This is a genomic window from Bacillus sp. 522_BSPC, assembly GCF_001076885.1.
GTDB lineage: Bacteria > Bacillota > Bacilli > Bacillales > Cytobacillaceae > Niallia > Niallia hominis.
Genome location: NZ_JVDT01000143.1, coordinates 37,651 through 56,450 on the forward strand (window position 1 = coordinate 37,651; position 18,800 = coordinate 56,450).

15 protein-coding genes and 1 riboswitch are annotated in these 18,800 nt (G+C 36.3%); of the genes, 13 read left to right on the forward strand and 2 right to left on the reverse strand.

Annotation, left to right across the window (positions count from 1 at the left end; translation table 11 throughout):
• Window positions 1-223: 223 nt before the first annotated feature.
• Together cysI and ADJ83_RS11375 are read right to left on the reverse strand one after the other, a co-directional pair.
• Window positions 224-1,948, reverse strand: a complete 1,725-nt coding sequence (cysI, locus tag ADJ83_RS11370; RefSeq protein ID WP_031535122.1) for an assimilatory sulfite reductase (NADPH) hemoprotein subunit — start codon at window positions 1,946-1,948, stop codon at window positions 224-226.
• A 29-nt stretch (window positions 1,949-1,977) separates the two neighbouring features.
• Window positions 1,978-3,804, reverse strand: a complete 1,827-nt coding sequence (locus ADJ83_RS11375; protein WP_031535120.1) for an assimilatory sulfite reductase (NADPH) flavoprotein subunit — start codon at window positions 3,802-3,804, stop codon at window positions 1,978-1,980.
• A gap of 438 nt (window positions 3,805-4,242) precedes the next feature.
• Between ADJ83_RS11375 and ADJ83_RS11380 the strand changes: the two genes are divergently transcribed.
• The 13 genes from ADJ83_RS11380 to ADJ83_RS11435 all read left to right on the forward strand — a co-directional run bounded on the left by ADJ83_RS11380 (window position 4,243) and on the right by ADJ83_RS11435 (window position 18,660).
• Window positions 4,243-5,136 (forward strand): LysR family transcriptional regulator, encoded by an 894-nt coding sequence (locus ADJ83_RS11380; RefSeq protein WP_031535117.1) that lies wholly within the window; start codon window positions 4,243-4,245, stop codon window positions 5,134-5,136.
• A 300-nt stretch (window positions 5,137-5,436) separates the two neighbouring features.
• Window positions 5,437-6,024 carry an ECF transporter S component gene (locus ADJ83_RS11385; protein ID WP_031535115.1) on the forward strand — a complete coding sequence of 196 codons (588 nt, stop codon included), beginning with the start codon at window positions 5,437-5,439 and terminating at the stop codon, window positions 6,022-6,024.
• Window positions 6,025-6,446: 422 nt separating this feature from the next.
• Window positions 6,447-6,553: riboswitch (SAM riboswitch) on the forward strand.
• A 197-nt stretch (window positions 6,554-6,750) separates the two neighbouring features.
• Complete coding sequence (locus ADJ83_RS24880; RefSeq protein ID WP_268817803.1) at window positions 6,751-6,879, forward strand: YezD family protein; 129 nt, start codon at window positions 6,751-6,753, stop codon at window positions 6,877-6,879.
• A gap of 187 nt (window positions 6,880-7,066) precedes the next feature.
• Complete coding sequence (locus ADJ83_RS11390) at window positions 7,067-7,783, forward strand: phosphoadenylyl-sulfate reductase (RefSeq protein WP_031535113.1); 717 nt, start codon at window positions 7,067-7,069, stop codon at window positions 7,781-7,783.
• Between the two features lie 19 nt (window positions 7,784-7,802).
• Window positions 7,803-8,879 (forward strand): inorganic phosphate transporter, encoded by a 1,077-nt coding sequence (locus tag ADJ83_RS11395; RefSeq protein WP_031535111.1) that lies wholly within the window; start codon window positions 7,803-7,805, stop codon window positions 8,877-8,879.
• A gap of 66 nt (window positions 8,880-8,945) precedes the next feature.
• On the forward strand, window positions 8,946-10,094 hold the full coding sequence (gene sat / locus ADJ83_RS11400; protein WP_031535110.1) for a sulfate adenylyltransferase: 1,149 nt from the start codon (window positions 8,946-8,948) through the stop codon (window positions 10,092-10,094).
• 15 nt (window positions 10,095-10,109) lie between these two features.
• On the forward strand, window positions 10,110-10,715 hold the full coding sequence (gene cysC, locus ADJ83_RS11405) for an adenylyl-sulfate kinase (protein WP_031535108.1): 606 nt from the start codon (window positions 10,110-10,112) through the stop codon (window positions 10,713-10,715).
• 113 nt (window positions 10,716-10,828) lie between these two features.
• A complete protein-coding gene (gene cobA, locus ADJ83_RS11410) occupies window positions 10,829-11,602 on the forward strand; it encodes a uroporphyrinogen-III C-methyltransferase (RefSeq protein ID WP_031535105.1) in 774 nt (257 codons plus the stop codon).
• Entirely contained in the window at window positions 11,602-12,369 is a 768-nt protein-coding gene (locus ADJ83_RS11415) for a sirohydrochlorin chelatase (protein ID WP_031535104.1), read from the forward strand. Before cobA ends, ADJ83_RS11415 begins: the two co-directional genes overlap by 1 nt.
• Window positions 12,350-12,955, forward strand: a complete 606-nt coding sequence (locus ADJ83_RS11420; protein WP_065429086.1) for a precorrin-2 dehydrogenase/sirohydrochlorin ferrochelatase family protein — start codon at window positions 12,350-12,352, stop codon at window positions 12,953-12,955. Before ADJ83_RS11415 ends, ADJ83_RS11420 begins: the two co-directional genes overlap by 20 nt.
• 279 nt (window positions 12,956-13,234) lie before the next feature.
• A complete protein-coding gene (locus tag ADJ83_RS11425) occupies window positions 13,235-15,940 on the forward strand; it encodes an ATP-binding protein (protein ID WP_031535100.1) in 2,706 nt (901 codons plus the stop codon).
• Window positions 15,941-16,010: 70 nt separating this feature from the next.
• Window positions 16,011-18,068 carry a response regulator gene (locus tag ADJ83_RS11430; protein ID WP_031535098.1) on the forward strand — a complete coding sequence of 686 codons (2,058 nt, stop codon included), beginning with the start codon at window positions 16,011-16,013 and terminating at the stop codon, window positions 18,066-18,068.
• A gap of 160 nt (window positions 18,069-18,228) precedes the next feature.
• The gene (locus ADJ83_RS11435) at window positions 18,229-18,660 is read left to right on the forward strand and encodes a VOC family protein (RefSeq protein WP_031535096.1); all 432 of its coding nucleotides are present in this window, start codon (window positions 18,229-18,231) and stop codon (window positions 18,658-18,660) included.
• Window positions 18,661-18,800 lie beyond the last annotated feature (140 nt).

An 18,800-nucleotide genomic window follows, 5' to 3' on the forward strand; every position in this document is an offset into this window, starting at 1 on the left:
GTTGTGGAGTTGAGTAAAAGTTTGAAAGGATTAGGGGAAGCTATAATATATGCTCCGAATTAAAGGGATACAATCTAACTTCGCAGAAATAGTCCGAAAAAAGAAGATATGATCCAAACGATGAAAATATGAACCAAACGCCAAAATATAATTCCAAACCTAAACAAAAAACACCACCCAATCAAAAATGATTAAAGTGGTGCAATATATTCATAACCTAATCTCAATCGTGGAAATTCATACCATCTGTTACTTCTTTAACAATGCCAGCACGAATGACAAAATCGCCAAAGTGTTCATTTTCTATGCGTTCTTTTGCAAAACGTGGGAGCAAGACGCGAAGTTCAGACAAGATTTCTTCCTCGCCGACATTTTCGCGATATAGTTTGCTTAAACGGCTTCCGTTGAAGGCAGCGCCTAAGTACATATTGTATTTTCCAGGACCTTTCCCAATAAAGCCGATTTCTCCTAAAGCATGGCGAGCACAGCCATTTGGACAGCCTGTCATACGAATCGTAATTTCTTCTTCTCTCAACCCGTTTTCATCGACAATTTCTTCAATCTTATCAATTAAGACTGGTAAGTATCGTTCTGCTTCTGCCATCGCAAGCCCACACGTTGGTAGGGACACACAGGCAATAGAATTGCGACGAAGTGCGGAGAAACGTTTGCCATCCATTATGCCGTATTGCTCTATTAAATGAGCAATCTGCTTTTTATTGCGGCTTGATACATTGGCGATTACTAAATTTTGATTAGCTGTTAATCGAAAATCGCCAGTATGTACTTTAGCAATTTCGCGTAAACCGGTCATTAAAGGATAGCTTTCATAGTCTTTAATGCGACCGCCTTCGACAAATAAAGTGAAATGCCATTTTCCTTTGATTCCTTTTTCCCAGCCATAGCGGTCGCCAGTATGATTGAAGTGGAATTCTCTCGCATCTTGCAGCTTCCAGCCTAAACGATTCTCTAATTCTTCCACAACATTCTCTAAGCCGAGGCGATCTACGGTATACTTAAACCGAGCATTTTTACGAACAGAGCGATTTCCGTAATCACGTTGAATGGTAATAACTTTTTCAGCAAGTTCTAAAATTTGTTCTGGTGTACAGAATCCAATTACTTTTGCGAGCTGAGGATAAGTTGCTTTATCTCCATGGGTCATTCCCATTCCGCCGCCAATGGCAACGTTGAAGCCAACTAATTCTTCCTTCTCCGTAATAGCGATAAACCCAAGATCTTGGGAGAATACATCGATATCATTAGAAGGAGGAACTGCAATTCCAATTTTAAATTTTCTAGGTAAATATAATTTTCCATACATTGGCTCTACTTCTGTTTCCTCCACAGTTGGAGTGAAAGCTACTTTTTCCTTATCTAACCACAGCTCATGATAAGCTTGTGTACGAGGCAATAAATGATCACTTAATTTTTGAGACCATTGATAAACCTCACTATGCAATGCTGATTGGTAAGGGTTTGGATTACACATTACATTACGGTTTACGTCTCCGCAAGCTGCAATCGTATCTAGTAGAGATTGATGGATATCTTGGATCGTTTGTTTCATATTCCATTTTAAAATACCGTGCATTTGGAATGCTTGGCGTGTTGTCAATTTCAATGTATTATTTCCATACTTCTGTGCCAATTCATCCATTGTTAACCATTGTGCTGGTGTAGCTACCCCACCAGGAGTTCGCACGCGAAGCATAAATTGATAGGCAGGCTCCAATTTTTGTTTTGCGCGTTCATTTCGAATATCACGATCATCCTGTAAATAGCTTCCGTGGAATTTCATTAAGCGGTTATCATCCTCTGAAATACCTGAGCTTATTTCTTCCTCCATGGATTCCTTTAAAGTTCCACGTAAGTAATTGCTTTCTTCTTTTATGCGCTCCACATCACTTGGTGGTCCTTCTGGGGCTTTTAATACTTGTTTTGCCATTTTAGAAAAACTCCTTTCCTGCAATATTATTAGTAAACATCTCGTTGGTAACGTTTGTTTTGTTTCATGGCTGCTACATATTCCTCAGCTTGTTCTAATGCCATTTGACCTTCTTTTTGAATAATAGCAAGAAGTGTTTGATGAACATCATGCGCCATATGCTTTTCATCTCCACAAATATAAAGAACAGCTCCTTCTTCCAGCCATTCAAATAGCTCTTTACTATGCTCAAGCATACGATGCTGAACATATACCTTTTCTGCTTTATCACGAGAAAAAGCAATATTCATTTTCGTTAACACACCATCTTTAAGCCAATTTTGCCATTCTGTTTGATAAAGGAAGTCTGTGACAAAATGCTGGTCTCCAAAGAATAGCCATGACTTTCCTTCTGCTCCAATTTCTTCTCTTTCTTGCAAGAAAGAGCGGAATGGTGCAACTCCTGTCCCAGGACCAACCATAATAATAGGTGTGTCTGGATTTTCTGGAAGCTTGAAATTTTCATTGTTTTGTATATAGATAGGCAGCTTATCTCCTGGCTGGATACGCTCAGCAATTTGAACAGAGCAGACACCGTTGCGATCTCGTCCGTTTGCATGGTAACGCACGGCTCCGATGGTTAGATGTGCTTCATCTGGATTTGCCTTATAGCTGCTGGCAATGGAATAAAGACGAGTCGGCAGTTTACGAAGCAAGGATGCGAATGTTTGCGCATTTGTCTCTAACGGCCCGAAATCTCGGATAAGGTCTAATATGTCACGACCATTTATATATGCTTTTAGTTTTTCTTCATTTCCTTTAGCTAGTAGCTCATCTAAAGATGGATTTGCCGCTATTTTTGCAAATTTTTCTAATAGTGGCTTTGTTAAAACAGTAATTTCATAGTATGTTAATAAAGCTTCGCGAAATGCTAGAACTTCCCCTTGTTTATTTATCGTTACACTTTCTGTAGGAGAGAATCCTAGTTCTTTTACTAAAAGATCTACTAGCTCTGGATCATTATTAGGAAATATCCCGAGGCTGTCGCCAGGCTCAAAGCTAATACCAGAATCCTCAAGAGAAAGTTCTACATGCAATGTTTCTTTATTGGAACCTTGACCATTTAAATTAATGACGTCAAGTATCTCTGCATAATACGGATTGCTGCGGGAATAGCCAGAATCTCGAATAGATTGTGGTATTGTGCTTATTGGATTAGGGGCTGTTGACTCTGCTTGAAGGTTCAAGCCGTTAACAACACCTGAGAACCATTCGCTTGCTGGCTCCTCATAATCGAGATCACAATCCACACGTGGGTAAAGTCTCGTTCCGCCTAATTCTTCTAAACGGGAATCAAATTGTTTTCCTGTTTCACAAAAGAACTCATAAGAGCTATCGCCAAGCGCCAACACCGAGTATTGGAAATCCTCAAGCTTTGGAGCTCTTTTTCCATGCAGGAATTCATGGAAAGCTATTGCGGTATCTGGTGGATCACCTTCTCCATGTGTGCTAACAATAATAAGAAGATTTCGTATTTTTTTAAGATTATTAGGCTTAAAATCAGCCATTGATTGTACTGTTACATTAAATCCCAATTCCTTTAAGCGACTGCCGTGATCCTTGGCAAGGCTTTGTGCATTCCCAGTTTGCGATCCAAAAAGAATGGTAATGTCTTTTGTAATGGGAGTAGCTACCTGTTGTTCCGTTAATGAAGTAGTTAGGCTAGGTTCTCCTGCTGTTGTTGCGATTGCTGCTGTGGAAGCAGATAAATAACCATTTAGCCAAATTTTCTGTGATTCAGTTAAAGTTGGTAAAAGACGGTTTAATAATTCGGTTTGTTCTTGATTAAAGGGACTGTTTATTACTTGAAGCTGCAACACTTTCACCTCGCATAGATAATAGCATTTCTTTTTATAGTTTGATTAGTAAGATAATTCTTGAGATTTATTTTATAATGAAAAGAGAGGATTGTCACTGTGAATTTATTAATCCTATCAGACAAATCGGATTAGAAAATATAAAAGTAGCCTGTTACTTTTTTGAACAAGCAGGGGGATAATATTTTTTCTAAAGATTAGTCTTTATAATTTTAATTGCACTACAAAAGCTATCTGATAAGGATTCACCTAATAAATGACTGTGTTAGGCGTCATAATGGCATACAATTCAACCATGAAAGTGGTCTGCCTAAACTTTCCTCGTATTACACGTACTCTAATTGTACTTTACTGTAAATAAAAGAATGAGTAAAATACATATAATTAATTGCAACTATTAGTAATTCTAATAACTGAAAGCTAAGATGGAGGAAAAACATGCAATATGATGCGTTAAAGACATTTGTGACACTTGTTGAAGTGAAGAATTTTACAAAGACAGCAGAAATGCTCCTTATGAGTCAGCCTAGTGTTAGTCTGCATATAAAAAACCTTGAAAAAGAATTCCAGACAAAATTATTGGAACGCTCACCAAAGTATTTAAAAGTAACGCCAACAGGCCAGATGCTATATGATTGTGCCGTTCAGATGATTCGCTTATATGAACAGACGAGACAGCATATCTTGGAGCACCATCATGCAATAAAAGGGGAACTGAAAATAGGCGCAAGTTTTACGATTGGCGAATATATTTTGCCTTCCGTACTGCTTGATTTGCAAAAGCAGCATCCTGAATTGCAAATACAAGTAACGATTGGAAACACAGAAGAAATTGTCCAAGCAGTAAGATTATATGAAGTAGACATTGGTTTAATTGAAGGGCAGACAAATGATAAGGAATTGCAGGTTATTCCTTTTATGGAAGATGAGCTATATATTGTCGCATCTATGAATCACCCTTTAGCACACCGGGAAGAAATTTCGATTTCAGAACTACATGATCAAGCGTGGATTACAAGAGAGGTTGGATCAGGGACGAGAGAATACTTAAATCATGTCATTCGCTCCAATGGCTTAAGAGCCCAATCCTTCTTAACCATTAGTAGTAATCAAGGCATCAAGGAGACACTGATTAATGGAAATGGTTTATCGCTTTTATCAAAAAGTGTCATTGAAAGGGATGTAAACAACGGGAATCTGTGTATTATTTCAGTGATAAATACTCGCTTTACAAGAAGGCTATCCTATTTATTTGCACCAATTATGAAGGAGAAACAAAATGTTCTTACCTTTATTGAGACATTAAAGGAGACATTTCCCTATAATGATTAATCATTGGCTGTTCCTATAGGAGTCAAGTGGTCACCTCTCCAAACCAACTTAATATTCGCTTTCAAATAAATTAATTCTAATTTAATTTGGAAAAACTATACTTTTTCAGTGTCCTCATCATTTAAGGTGGGACATATGTATAACAGCAAGTAATTAATCTCATTCTAAAGGAAAAAGCAGAAAATCCTTCTTATATCATAGAAAAATAACTAGTGTTTGTAGTATGATAACAAAGGAATTTTATTAAAAGAAGGAAAAGCAAACGAACTGCTTTTTCTAAATAAGGAGAACTACTTGCCTATGAAAAAAAGAAACAAAACAACTCGTTTGGTTCTACTAGGTCTGCTTACCGCAATTATTATCATTCAAACCATTGTTCCGATATTAGGATATATTCCGACTCCTATACTGAGTTTAACGATTATTCAGGTTACAGTTATTATTGCAGCTATCGTGTTAGGGCCAGTAGATGGTGCAATTATTGGAGGCGTTTGGGGAGTCATTACGTTCGTTCGAGCGTTCACCTATCCAACAAGTCCCCTTGCACCAATTATTTTTACAAACCCATTAATATCTGTTTTTCCAAGAGTGATGATTGGGGTAGTGGCAGGGCTGTTATTTTACAAAGTGCTGAAGGATAGAATGAATGAAACGATTGCGATGAGTATTTCTGGTGTGATTGGTTCACTAACCAATACGATTCTTGTGTTAGGATTTGTCTACTTATTTGTAAGAGAGAGCTATGCAAATGCAATAGGAGTGAATGTTGAAGATCTTCTGCCAGCGATACTAGCGATAGTTGGCACAAATGGTGTACCAGAAGCAATTCTATCAGGGATTCTTACACCAATCATAGCTAAGCCGTTGTTAAAGATAAGAAAAAAATAAGGAACGGAAAATGAGGCTGGGACATAAGCATTTCAATCAATAATAAACACGACTTATAATATAATTAATTCGCATTAATGTTCGTATTTATTATTTCAGACAAAGGTTTAAAACGACTTAGTTTTAACACGTGACTATAGTTAAAAACATAGATAACCATCATGAGAAAGTAGAAGCTTTATTTAAGAGATAAATTAGAGATGTTAGTTGTTACAGATTGGTTATTTCGTTTTGTCCCAGCCTTATTTTTGCAACAAGGTTCTTTTTTTATTATCGGTCATGCACCAGTAAAATGTTTTTTTATATAATGATAACAATTATTCCTCCTTAAATACTAGGAAATAAAAATATAATTCCGACTAAACAACTAGAAAAACTTATTGACAATAATAGCAATTATGATAAAATTTAGAAAATAACGATGCTTATCAAGAGTGACTGAGGGAATTGGCCCAAAGAAGTCCGGCAACCTGCTAAAGTGCAAGGTGCCAAATCCACCAAAATGGATAGCCATTTTGAAAGATAAGGTAAGAATAATTACCTGCTATCTTTCCGAATGGAAGGATTTTTTTAGCTTTTATGCATGATTTCTACATGGATAAATCCAAGCAGTCATTTGGTAAGAGTTTTCGGTACAATAAATGTCTGGCGCAAGCGCTATGCAAATGGTTAATAAGGATTTCACCTTTTTTAAGGAGGGATTTGTTGGTGGGGGAAACAAATCAGCTGGACAAAGTGAAGACTCAATTAGAAGAAATTTTAAAAACAATGCAATTTGGATCTGTCACGTTAGTGGTACAGGATGGGAAAATTATTCAAATTGAAAAAAATGAAAAAATACGCTTAGGAAAATAATTTAGGCGTTTTATAAAGAAGCTGACTAGACAAACTAGAGGCAACTTTAACTGAGAAAGTGGTTAAAGCTGCCTTTTTGCATAAAGTGGCATTTAATCAACGGGATAGTCGATTAAAGAAAATAATGGTTGGTTATACGCAGATAACCAGATGCTTACGCTTTTCTAATAGGGATGGAGGATTGTTTATGAGTGAGTTATTAACCTATGAAACAATTGATACGTATCCTCCTGTTGACTTTTCGAGTGAAACGGAGACAAAGGGAGCTTTAGAGGTTTTAAAGTGGGCCTATGATACGTATAAAGATGATATTGTTTATGCTTGTAGCTTTGGAATTGAAGGGATTGTGCTAATCGATTTAATCTCGAAAATAAAGAAAGATGCTCATATTGTCTTTTTAGATACAGATGTACATTTTGATGAAACCTACGAATTAATTGATAAAGTGAAAAAACGGTATCCTGATTTGCAAATAGAAATGAAAAAGCCGGCTATTACATTAGAGGAACAGGCAGCTCAATATGGAGAGGAGCTTTGGCTATCTAATCCAAATAAGTGCTGTGAAATTAGGAAGGTGATTCCTTTAAATGAAGTATTATCTGAGCCGATTGCTTGGATATCTGGACTTAGAAGAGAACAGTCGGAAACAAGAAAAAACACACAATATCTTAATAAAGATAATAAATTTAAGTCAATTAAAGTTTGTCCACTTATTCATTGGACATGGAAGGATGTTTGGAGATACGCCCATAAGAATTCTTTAGATTACAATATTCTTCATGATAAAGGCTATCCTAGCATTGGCTGCAGAACATGTACACAGGCAGCTATTAATATGGATGATTTACGTTCTGGAAGATGGTCAGGAAAAGGAAAAACAGAATGCGGGTTACACTTACAATAATGAGTAGAGGTACACGGGTATGATCGTTGTTCTAGCAGGTATTATGTCATTGTTTTTTGCAATGAACATTGGCGCAAGTGGTGCAGCAGCAAGTCTTGGTGTTGCATATGGATCAGGCGCTATTCCTAAAAAGAGAGTAGCTTTGCTCATATGTGCAGTTGCAATCTTACTGGGGGCAGTTATTGGCGGAAGTGAAGTAGTAAAAACAGTTGGGGAAGGGTTAATTCCAAGCAATATCCTTGATGCCAAAATCGTTTTAATCATATTATCATCAGCTGCTCTTTCCTTATTTATTGCGAATATAATGGGGATTCCCCTTTCGACAAGTGAAATTACAGTTGGTAGTGTAGTAGGAGTAGGTGTAGCTTTTAAAAGCTTATATATTGCGAATATATTATGGATTGTCTTTTTTTGGATTTTAGTTCCTATCGTTTCTTTTTTTATTGCTTTAGGGGCTGGAAAATATATAAGAAAGCTTGAAAGTCAAAATGAATGGATACGTAATCCAAGTAATGAAAAATATTTATCTATTTTCGTCATTATCGTTGGCTGCTTTGAAGCTTTCTCTGCAGGGATGAACAATGTCGCAAACTCTATTGGACCATTAGTTGGTGCAAACATGATATCTATGCAAACAGGAGTAGTTGTAGGTGGTTTTTTCATTGCAATTGGAGCCTTTTTGTTAGGCGGAAGAGTACTTCAGACCAATGGGAAGAAAATTGTCCAATTTAGCAAGCTTGAAGGAGGACTCATTTCAGGAACAGGTGCAACACTTGTTATGATTGCTTCTATATTTGGATTGCCAGTGCCATTAACACAGGTCACAAGTTCAGCAATTATTGGCATTGGAGTATCAAAGAATGGATATGGAATGCTGAAAAAGAAATTAGTGCTCAGAATATTTAAGGTATGGATTGTTTCGCCAGTCTTATCATTAGTTATTTCTTATAGTCTAATTCAAGTATTCATAAAAGCAGATATCTATAATGTACTTATAATTCTTAGTGTTTGTATTGCAACACTTGGAATTATAAGCTTGATGAAAACCATTCGAGAAGATAATAGCACTATTTATGAAGACGGTGGCGGGATTTAATAGAACGAACTGGAAAAAGGACTTTTATACCTAAAAAAACAATCAAAAACGAAAGGTGTGCTAAAAATGGCTTTAAGTCAACCACACGGTGGAAAATTAATTAATTTATACGATCCTAAATATGATGTATCTGAACTAAAGGTAGAACTAGAAATTGACACGGTTGCACTTAGTGATCTGGAGCTAATTGGAAACGGAGCATATAGCCCGCTAACCGGATTTCTATCACAAAAAGATTATGAAGCAGTTGTGGAAAATATGCACTTATCTACTGGAGAAGTGTGGAGTATTCCTATTACATTACCTATTTCACAGGAACAATCAGAATCTATTAATCTTCACGATACAGTTAAATTAGTATATCAAGGAGAAGTGTATGGTGTACTGACAGTAGAGGATATTTACATTCCAGATAAAGATAAAGAGGCAGTATCTGTTTACCGTACAGATGATTTAGCACATCCGGGTGTTAAGAAAATGTTTGACCGAGGAAATATTTATCTTGGCGGACCAATTAAACTAGTAAAGAAAGTAGATAAAACAGATTTTAGTAGTTTTTACTTAGATCCAGCAGAAACAAGAGCTGTGTTTGCGGAAAAGGGCTGGAAGACAGTAGTAGGGTTCCAAACAAGAAATCCAGTTCACCGTGCTCATGAATATATTCAAAAATCAGCGCTTGAAATTGTCGATGGTCTATTTTTAAACCCATTGGTAGGAGAAACAAAGTCTGATGATATTCCCGCAGATGTTCGTATGGAAAGCTATCAAGTCCTATTGAAAAACTACTATCCAGAAGATCGTGTTTTCTTAGCTGTATTTCCAGCTGCTATGCGCTATGCAGGCCCAAGAGAAGCGGTGTTCCATGCGATGGTAAGAAAGAACTATGGCTGTACTCATTTTATTGTAGGTCGTGATCATGCAGGAGTTGGAAGCTACTATGGAACATATGATGCACAAAGAATCTTTGCTCAATTTACCCAAGATGAGCTAGGCATTAATCTTTTATTCTTTGAACATAGTTTCTATTGTAAGAAATGTGAAAACATGGCTTCTACAAAGACTTGCCCACACGGTAGTGAACATCATGAAATTTTATCTGGTACAAAGGTTCGTGAACTTTTAAGAAACGGAGAAATTCCACCAAGTACATTTAGCCGTAAAGAAGTAGTGGAAGTGCTAATCAAAGGGTTACAAAAACAAGAAATCCATTCTTAAAGGAGAGAGAACGTTTTGAGCCAAAGTACAAATATCACATGGCATGATCATGCTGTAACAAAAAAGGATAGAAGAGAAAAAAATAAGCATCATAGCTATGTCCTATGGTTTACAGGGTTATCTGGCTCTGGAAAATCGACGGTTGCAAATGCTGTCGCCAAAAGATTATTTGACGATCAGACAAATAGCTATGTCCTAGATGGAGACAATATTCGTTTTGGAATTAATAAAGACTTAGGATTTTCTGATGAGGATCGAAAAGAAAACATCAGAAGGATTGGAGAAGTAAGTAAGCTTTTTGTAGATAGTGGGCATGTAGTACTAACTGCCTTCATTTCTCCATTTCGTGAAGATCGTGATAGGGTTAGAGCTTTATTAGAAGAAAACGAGTTTATTGAAGTATATATAAAGTGTTCTTTAGAGGCTTGTGAAGCAAGGGATCCGAAAGGCTTGTACGAGAAGGCAAGGAAAGGCATCATTAAAGATTTTACAGGGATTAGTTCTCCATATGAGGAGCCCGTTCATCCCGAAATAGTAGTGGATACAGAAAAATATTCTATTGATGAGTGTGTGGAACAAATCGTACAATATTTAAAAGAAAAAGAATATTACATCTCTTAATGTAGGGAAAAGGAGAAACCTGGGCGTGGTCTGTGGGATAACTATCCGTTCATTGGTATTTCCTTTCCCCTCTTTTCATTAACCTAAGAGAAACAACGAGAAGGGTGGATAAAATGGGGAAAGTATATCTAGTTGGCGCAGGACCAGGAGATCCAGATTTAATAACGGTAAAAGGACTAAAGTGTATCAAAAATGCAGATGTTATCTTATATGATCGCTTAGTAAATCGAGAGTTATTAGAATATGCAAGACCTAAGGCAGAACTGATTTATTGTGGCAAGCTTCCCCATCACCACGCTATGAAGCAGGAATTGATTAATCAAACACTAATTAAGCATGCCAAAAAAGGAAAGACAGTGACAAGGCTAAAAGGTGGAGATCCATTTGTATTTGGACGGGGAGGAGAAGAAGCGGAAGAATTAGCCAAAAATCAGATTCCCTTTGAAATTGTGCCAGGAATTACAGCAGGCATTGCTGCACCAAGCTATGCAGGTATTCCGGTGACGCACCGTAATTATGGATCCTCCTTTGCTTTTGTAACAGGGCATATGAAAAATGGGGAGGAAGACCATATAAAATGGGAAGCACTTTCGCAAATTGATACCCTTGCTATCTATATGGGAGTAAAAAATCTTCCATCTATTCAGTCAAAGCTGCTCTCTTTTGGAAAAAATAGCACAACCCCTGTAGCTTTAATAAATTGGGGGACAACTCTAAAGCAAAAGACGATTGTAACGGATTTGCAGCATATGATAGAAGATGCGGTAAAAGGGAAAATTGAAAATCCATGTATGATTGTCATTGGAGAGGTAGTAAAAATGCGAGAGAAAATCCAATGGTTTGAAGAAAGCTTCGGAGAGGACATGCCAAAAGAGGTGGTTTTATAGTGGAGGCAATATTATATATCTGTCATGGAAGCAGGGTAAAGGAAGCCAGTGAGCAGGCTATCTCCTTTGTAAAGAAGTGTATGGAGAGCAATGAATTTAAAGGGATACAAGAATACTCCTTTTTAGAATTGTCGGAGCCTTCCATAGAAGAGGGGTTTCGAAATTGTATTGAAAAAGGAGCCACTACTGTTTATATCATCCCTGTGTTGCTTCTCACGGCAGCACATGCTAAAAAAGATATTCCGGAAATATTAGAAAAACTTTCGATAGAATATCCCGATGTTCACATAAAATATGGCAAACCAATCGGTGTTCATCCTCAAATGGTTGAAATTGTTGCAGATAAGATTAAACGTACATCTATTTATAAGAAAACAAAGGAGGAAGTACTTGTTATTCTTGTTGGGCGTGGCAGCAGTGACCCAGATGTAAAACGGGATCTATGCAAAATCGCTTCCCTAATTGAAACGGAAGTAGACCGAATTGTTGTACAGGATTGCTATTTAACTGCTGCACAGCCTAGCTTTGAAGAAGCGCTTCAAATGGCTGACCAATCTTCCTATCGCCATGTGTTAGTTATTCCATATCTTTTGTTTACCGGAGTTTTAATGAAATCGATGGAAAAAACAATAAATAAAATAAAGAGTATCGATAAAGAATACGTCCTCGCTCCTTATTTAGGCTATGACCCATTAATAGCAGGGATATTAAAAGAGAGAATAGATGAAATGATGGTAGGTAATGAATATGATCTCATTACTAGTTGAGCTAAAAGATAGGCATTGTGTGGTAGTTGGTGGCGGCAAGATTGCCTATCGAAAGGTAATGATGCTTTTAGAGGAAGAAGCCAAGGTGACGGTAATCAGTCCTAAAGCATGCAGCGAAATAGAAGAGCTTTCAAAAGGTGAGAAAATAAAGCTGATTCAAAGAAAAGCAGTTGAAGAAGATTTTTCCCATGCTTTTCTAACCATTGCTGCAACAAATGAGGTGGAAGAAAATCGCCGTATCACGCAAAGACTTAAATCGATCAGCTTAGTAAATGATGCATCTGCCTATGAAGAGGGAAATTGTCAAATCCCAGCTAGCTTTAAAAAAGGGCGATTACATTTAAGTGTTTCTACGAATGGTGCCAGTCCAAAATTGGCTAAAAGAATGAAGGAAGTATGGCAAGAGAAGTATGATGATAACTATATTGCGTATATTGACTTTTTATATGAGGTTCGAAACCTTTTAAAGCAAAAATCACTTCCTCCTGAAGTTTCCCATGCAATCTTAGAAGAAATATTAGATAATGCCTATAAAGATTCAGGTGAATTACGACATATTTACTATAAAAAGCTCTTGAACCTCTAACCAAATGAGATGGTTTAGGGTTTTTTTTTATATGCTTTTTTGGACAGGCAGTTATATTGTTTGAAGCACTGCCCCCATTCTAGGAAGTAGACTTTACTGCGCTCCTAACATTTGATCGTTCTTCTAGTGGCTTCAAGTTTCATCCAATTATCATATTGTATCCTTGTCCCGTTTAACATATAATTTTTGTATAATGGTATTATTTTCATAACTTTTAAAAAAATCCCGACCAGTTTAAACATGGCGCTCATTTAAATTGGTAGATTAATAGGAGGATACATGAGATTTAGTACAAAGCTTTATTTTGGTTTAGGAATTATCTTTGTTTTAATTACCATTCTAATTATTGTACTTATGGGTATGCTTCGGCAGCAAAATGACAACATGCATGTACTTGTTACTGATAAGACAGAAAGAATAGATGCTGCATATATTTTAAAAAATGAAATTAATAACTTAAGTAGAGAAATCTATGAATTGTCCTCGCAATCGTCTATAGATTTAAATGATAGAACAATTAGTCAAATGGAAGAAACACGTAAGGAAATAAATAAAGCGTATAATTTCTTGATAGATCAAGACAAAAGAGAAGAAACGCAGGAATTATTAGTCCAGTTTTCAACCATCTATGATGTCTTTGAAGAAAAGGGTCAGCAAATAGTGGAAGCAGAAGACAAAAAAATGGATTCGGATTTTTGGATTAGAGAAAATGATGAAAAAAATAGGCTGTTAGAAATTGCTAACTCCTTATATTCGATACAGCTTAAAGATATGCAAGATGATCTAGAAAGTTCAAAGAAAACCTACGATATCGTTGTAGTGATGACATATATTTATATAATTGTCGGAGTTGTTAGCAGTATTGCTATTGCCATTTATTTAATAAGAGGGTTAACAAGAAACTTAAATAAAGTCACAACTGTCATGTCTGGTGTCTCTTATAAAAAGGGAATAAAATTTCCTCGATTAGAAATTGATTCAAAGGATGAAGTAGGAGAAATTGCGCGTGCTTTTAATGAAATGGTAACGACTTTAGAAAAGTATTCCAAAGATGAAATAGAAAGCAGGGCAAAAGCAGAAGAAAAAAGCTGGTTAGATTCACGTTTGGCAGAAATTACAACAGGTTTTTCAATGGTAGAAACAATGGAGTCGCTTGCTGATTATTTTATTAGTCAGATTACACCAGTAGTTGGAGCACAATATGGAATCTTTTATCAAATAAATAAACAGGAACAAGCGCACTATCTAGAAGAAATAGCTCAATATGCCTTCCATGACCAAGGAAGGTCCCCGATTATACAGCTAGGAGAAGGATTAGTAGGACAAGCAGCGAAGGAAAATAAAAGTATCAGTTTAATAGACATTCCGAAAGAATACATAAAGATTAAATCTGGTTCAGGAGAAGCAGAACCAAAACAAGTTCTTATTCATCCGATCTCCTATGAAGGAAAAGTATTAGCCATTGTGGAACTTGCCTCTTTACAATATTTTAGACCTGTTCAACAACGCTTACTTAAAGAGGTGGTGGAATATTTAGGTATATCCATTCATGGGATTATCAATCGACTGGAAGTTAAGCGATTATTAGAGGATGAGCAACGTTTAACAGAGGAGCTGCAAAGTCAATCAGAAGAGTTACAGGCTCAACAGCAGGAATTAATGGCGATTAATGAGGAGCTACAGACACAATATCGAGTTTCAGAGGAGAAAAATGCAGACCTTGAGCAAATAGGGAAAGAGTTAGAGGAAAAAGCGGAACAGTTAGTCTATAGCTCCCAATATAAATCTGAGTTTTTGGCAAATATGTCTCATGAGCTTAGAACCCCTTTAAATAGCATGCTAATTTTATCACAAATGTTAGTGGAAAAAGAAAATGAAAATTTAAATGCGAAACAAATTCAATATTTGCAGACCATTTATTTTTCTGGAAATGAATTATTAAGATTGATCAATGAAATATTGGATTTAGAAAAAATTGAGACAGGCATGATGGAAATAATAGTAGAACCAGTAAAGATGGAGGAAATTCAAGGTTGTCTGAAAAACCAATTTGCTCCTATTGCTAATAAGAAAAAACTTGATTTTTCAATAAAAATGGCGAAAGAGGTTCCCACTTTTATTGAAACAGATGCCCATCGTCTGAACCAAGTATTAAAAAATTTATTGTCAAACGCTTTTAAATTTACGGAAAAGGGAAGGGTAGAATTGTCTATTCGATTGGAAAATTCTACTAAGTTAGCTAATGCTAATGAAGGCGTAGTATCCTTCACCGTAAAGGATACTGGGATTGGAATTCCAAAGGAGAAAATGGATATAATCTTTGAGCCTTTTAAGCAGGCTGATGGAACAATTAGCAGAAGATATGGGGGGACAGGTCTGGGGTTGTCAATCTGTAAGGAAATTACTCATTTGCTAGGAGGTAGATTGGAGGCAATCAGTATGGAAGGGATGGGAAGTTCTTTTTCTATCTATTTACCTACAATGGGCCAAAAACAGAAGGATGCGGTATTACTTAATGAGAGATTGCTAAAGGAAGAGAGCTACCAACAGACTGCTGCAGCCAAAGAAGAAGTGATCGATATAATCCATTCTAATGAGAATGCTAATCTGAAAGGGAAAAAGGTATTAATTATAGATGATGATATCCGTAATATTTTTTCCATCCATGCTGCATTGGAAGAGTACAATATTGATATCCTTTATGCGGAAAATGGCAGGGATGGCATAAGTCTTTTAGAAGCAAATCCAGACGTTGATCTTGTATTAATGGATATTATGATGCCTGAAATGAGCGGCTTAGAAGCTATTTCCATCATAAGAAAAAAGGAGGATTTTAAAACATTGCCCATTATTGCAATAACTGCAAAAGCGATGAAACATAATCGAGAACAATGTATAGAAGCAGGTGCATCTGATTATATTAGTAAACCAGTAAATTTGGAACAGTTATATTCGCTAATTCAAGTTTGGCTTTATAAAGAATAGAAGGACGATACTGATATTCAAGTAATGTTAGTAAATGGCTTGTTAATAGATAGGAGGCTCAAATATAATTATGCAATATTCGGCTCAATCTATAGAACAAAAGAAAAATCTATCTGCTTCAGTATCGGAACCAATCTATATTTTAATGGTAGATGACTTACAAGAAAACCTCTTAGCGTTAGAAGCAGTGTTAAACAATTCTCAGTATCATTTAGTTTTTGCAAAATCAGGGGAAGAAGCTTTAAAATTCATTTTGACATATGATTTTGCCGTTATTTTGTTAGATGTCCAAATGCCAGGGCTAAATGGGTTTGAAACAGCAAAATTGATTAAAGAACGAAAAAAGTCCCGTCATATACCTATTATTTTTATTACCGCTATCAGTCAAGATATGCAACATATTATGCAAGGATATCAAGTAGGTGCCATTGATTATATTGTAAAGCCATTTAATCCAGAAGCGTTGAAAAGCAAAGTGGCTCAGTTTGTTCAAATCTATGAAAGCCATACGAAAAGCCTCCATGAGATGAACTGGCAAACAACATCTGAATTGGACAAAATGAATAAGGAACTAAGAATAACCAAAATGGATTTAACTAAAAATGCAGTCTTTTCTTCAATCTTACAGAAAGCATTGCAGGATACGATTGTTACTTTTGATGAAGAAGGAACAATTATTAGTGTAAATCCAAGTGTAAGAAGAATGTTTGGCTATGTAGAAGAAGATTTAATCGGTTCTTCTATTGAAGTGCTTTTACATTCGATTGAATCAGAGGTTTCTATAGAGACACCTATTACCTTTGATATGTTAGTTCCAAATTTTATTGGTAGAATGATAGAGGCAAAAGCTAAGCGAAAGAATAATATTGTTTTTCCTGTTGATCTATATATTGGGGACGCAATGGTTGAAGATTACCAACTATTTGTGTGTACGATTCGTGATATTTCCGAAAGAAAAGAGGTAGAACGCTTAAGAAAGCAACAAGTGGATCAACTAGAACATGCCGTGGAAGAAAGGACGCTAGAACTGCTATCCATGAATCATAAGCTACATAGAGAACGTGAAGAAAAATCGAAGGTAACAGATGATCTAATGCTTTCGGAAGGACGTTTTCGGCAAATATTTGAAGCAAGTCCATGCTTGATGGCAATACGCTCCATGGAAGAGCCTGCATTTATTGCTGTAAATAAAAATTGGGTAAAGAGTACAGGTTATACGATGGAGGAGCTAAAGCAAGACGGCTATCATTGGAAGATTTTCAAAGATGTAAATGGAATAGAAGAGAACTTTCATGAGGAAGATTGGCATTTCCCTTTAAAAAATCAAAGAGTCATTTTCACGATAAAGAATGGAGAACAAAAGCAGGGGTTATTATCCACCGAAATAATAACAATTAAGAATAATAATTGTGTATTAATTGTATTAAATGATATAACAGAAAGATTGGCTTTAGAAAAAGAAATGGCAAGGCTAGATCAATTAAATCTAGTCGGAGAAATGGCCGCGGGCATCGCACATGAAATTAGAAATCCAATGACAACAGTTCATGGATTTTTACAAATTGGAAAATCTAATCCATCTAATCTGTCATTAGAACATATGGAATTAATGATTGATGAATTGGATCGAGCTAATAAGATAATCAAGGAATTCCTTACGTTAGCTAAAAACAAGACGAGTGATAAGAGGCGATATTCGTTAAATAGAATTATTGAAATCATATATCCATTAATTAATGCAGAGGCCTTATTGACAGGAAAAAAGGTTAATCTTCAATTAGGAGTTTGTCCAGAACTCTATTTGGATGAGAAAGAAATACGGCAGCTTTTACTTAACCTTGCATTAAATGGATTAGAGGCAATGGAGACAGAAGGAATTCTTACAATAAGAACATTCTGTAAAGGAAAGCATTTTGTGTTGGAAATTATCGATAGCGGTAATGGGATTGATGAGGAAATATTAAAGAAGCTAGGAACGCCTTTTTTTACAACCAAGGACAATGGTACAGGACTGGGACTTGCAGTATGTTATCGAATAGCAGAACGTCATATGGCAAGAATAAATGTTCAGACAAGCGAGAAGGGCACGAAATTCTCCGTATACTTTGAAATAGAGCAAGGAAAATAGAGATTGGCTTAGTCAGCAGTCTTCTATTCTTCTTTATTGGGATGATTTTCGCTCTGTTTAGTAATAAGAAGCCTGTTTTAATAGCGAAATATTTTTAAAGGAAAATCTTGCAGAACCAGCGAACTTATAAATAAAAAATAGGAAGAAGGTGGGGATTTGTATGGTTCCACAGAGGGTTTCATTGCTAACATTAGGAGCTTTGAGATTACCAGAATTGCGTAAGTTTTATCAACTTCTAGGATGGGAGGAAACGGAAGCTAGCTCAGATGAATATGCTGTTTTTAAGACCGCTGGTGTTTTCTTAACATTGTTTCCTTTAGAGGAATTGGCGAAGGATGCTGGGGTGGAGCTTCAAAGTCCGATCGAAGGCTTTAGGGGAGTTACTTTTGCAATCAATGTAAATGCAGCAGAGGAAGTAGATAGTGTTATGGAAAAGGTGAGAATGGCAGGCGGGAAAATTCTTAGAGAGCCAAGTGATGCTTTTTGGGGCGGCAGAACCTCTTATTTTGCAGATCCAGAAAATAATCTTTGGGAAGTAGCTTGGAATCCGAGTTCCGTTTTTGATGAAAGAGGAGCTATGATTGATTTTTAAAAAGAAATGCAGAGGGCAGCAGTTTAGGAGTAGCCCCTGGATGCCAGGAGTAGTTGCTAAATGGACTTGAGAAATTTAATTAACAAGAGGCTGGGCCAAAACTAAATAACTAATCTTTAAAGACGAACAATCTCTAATTT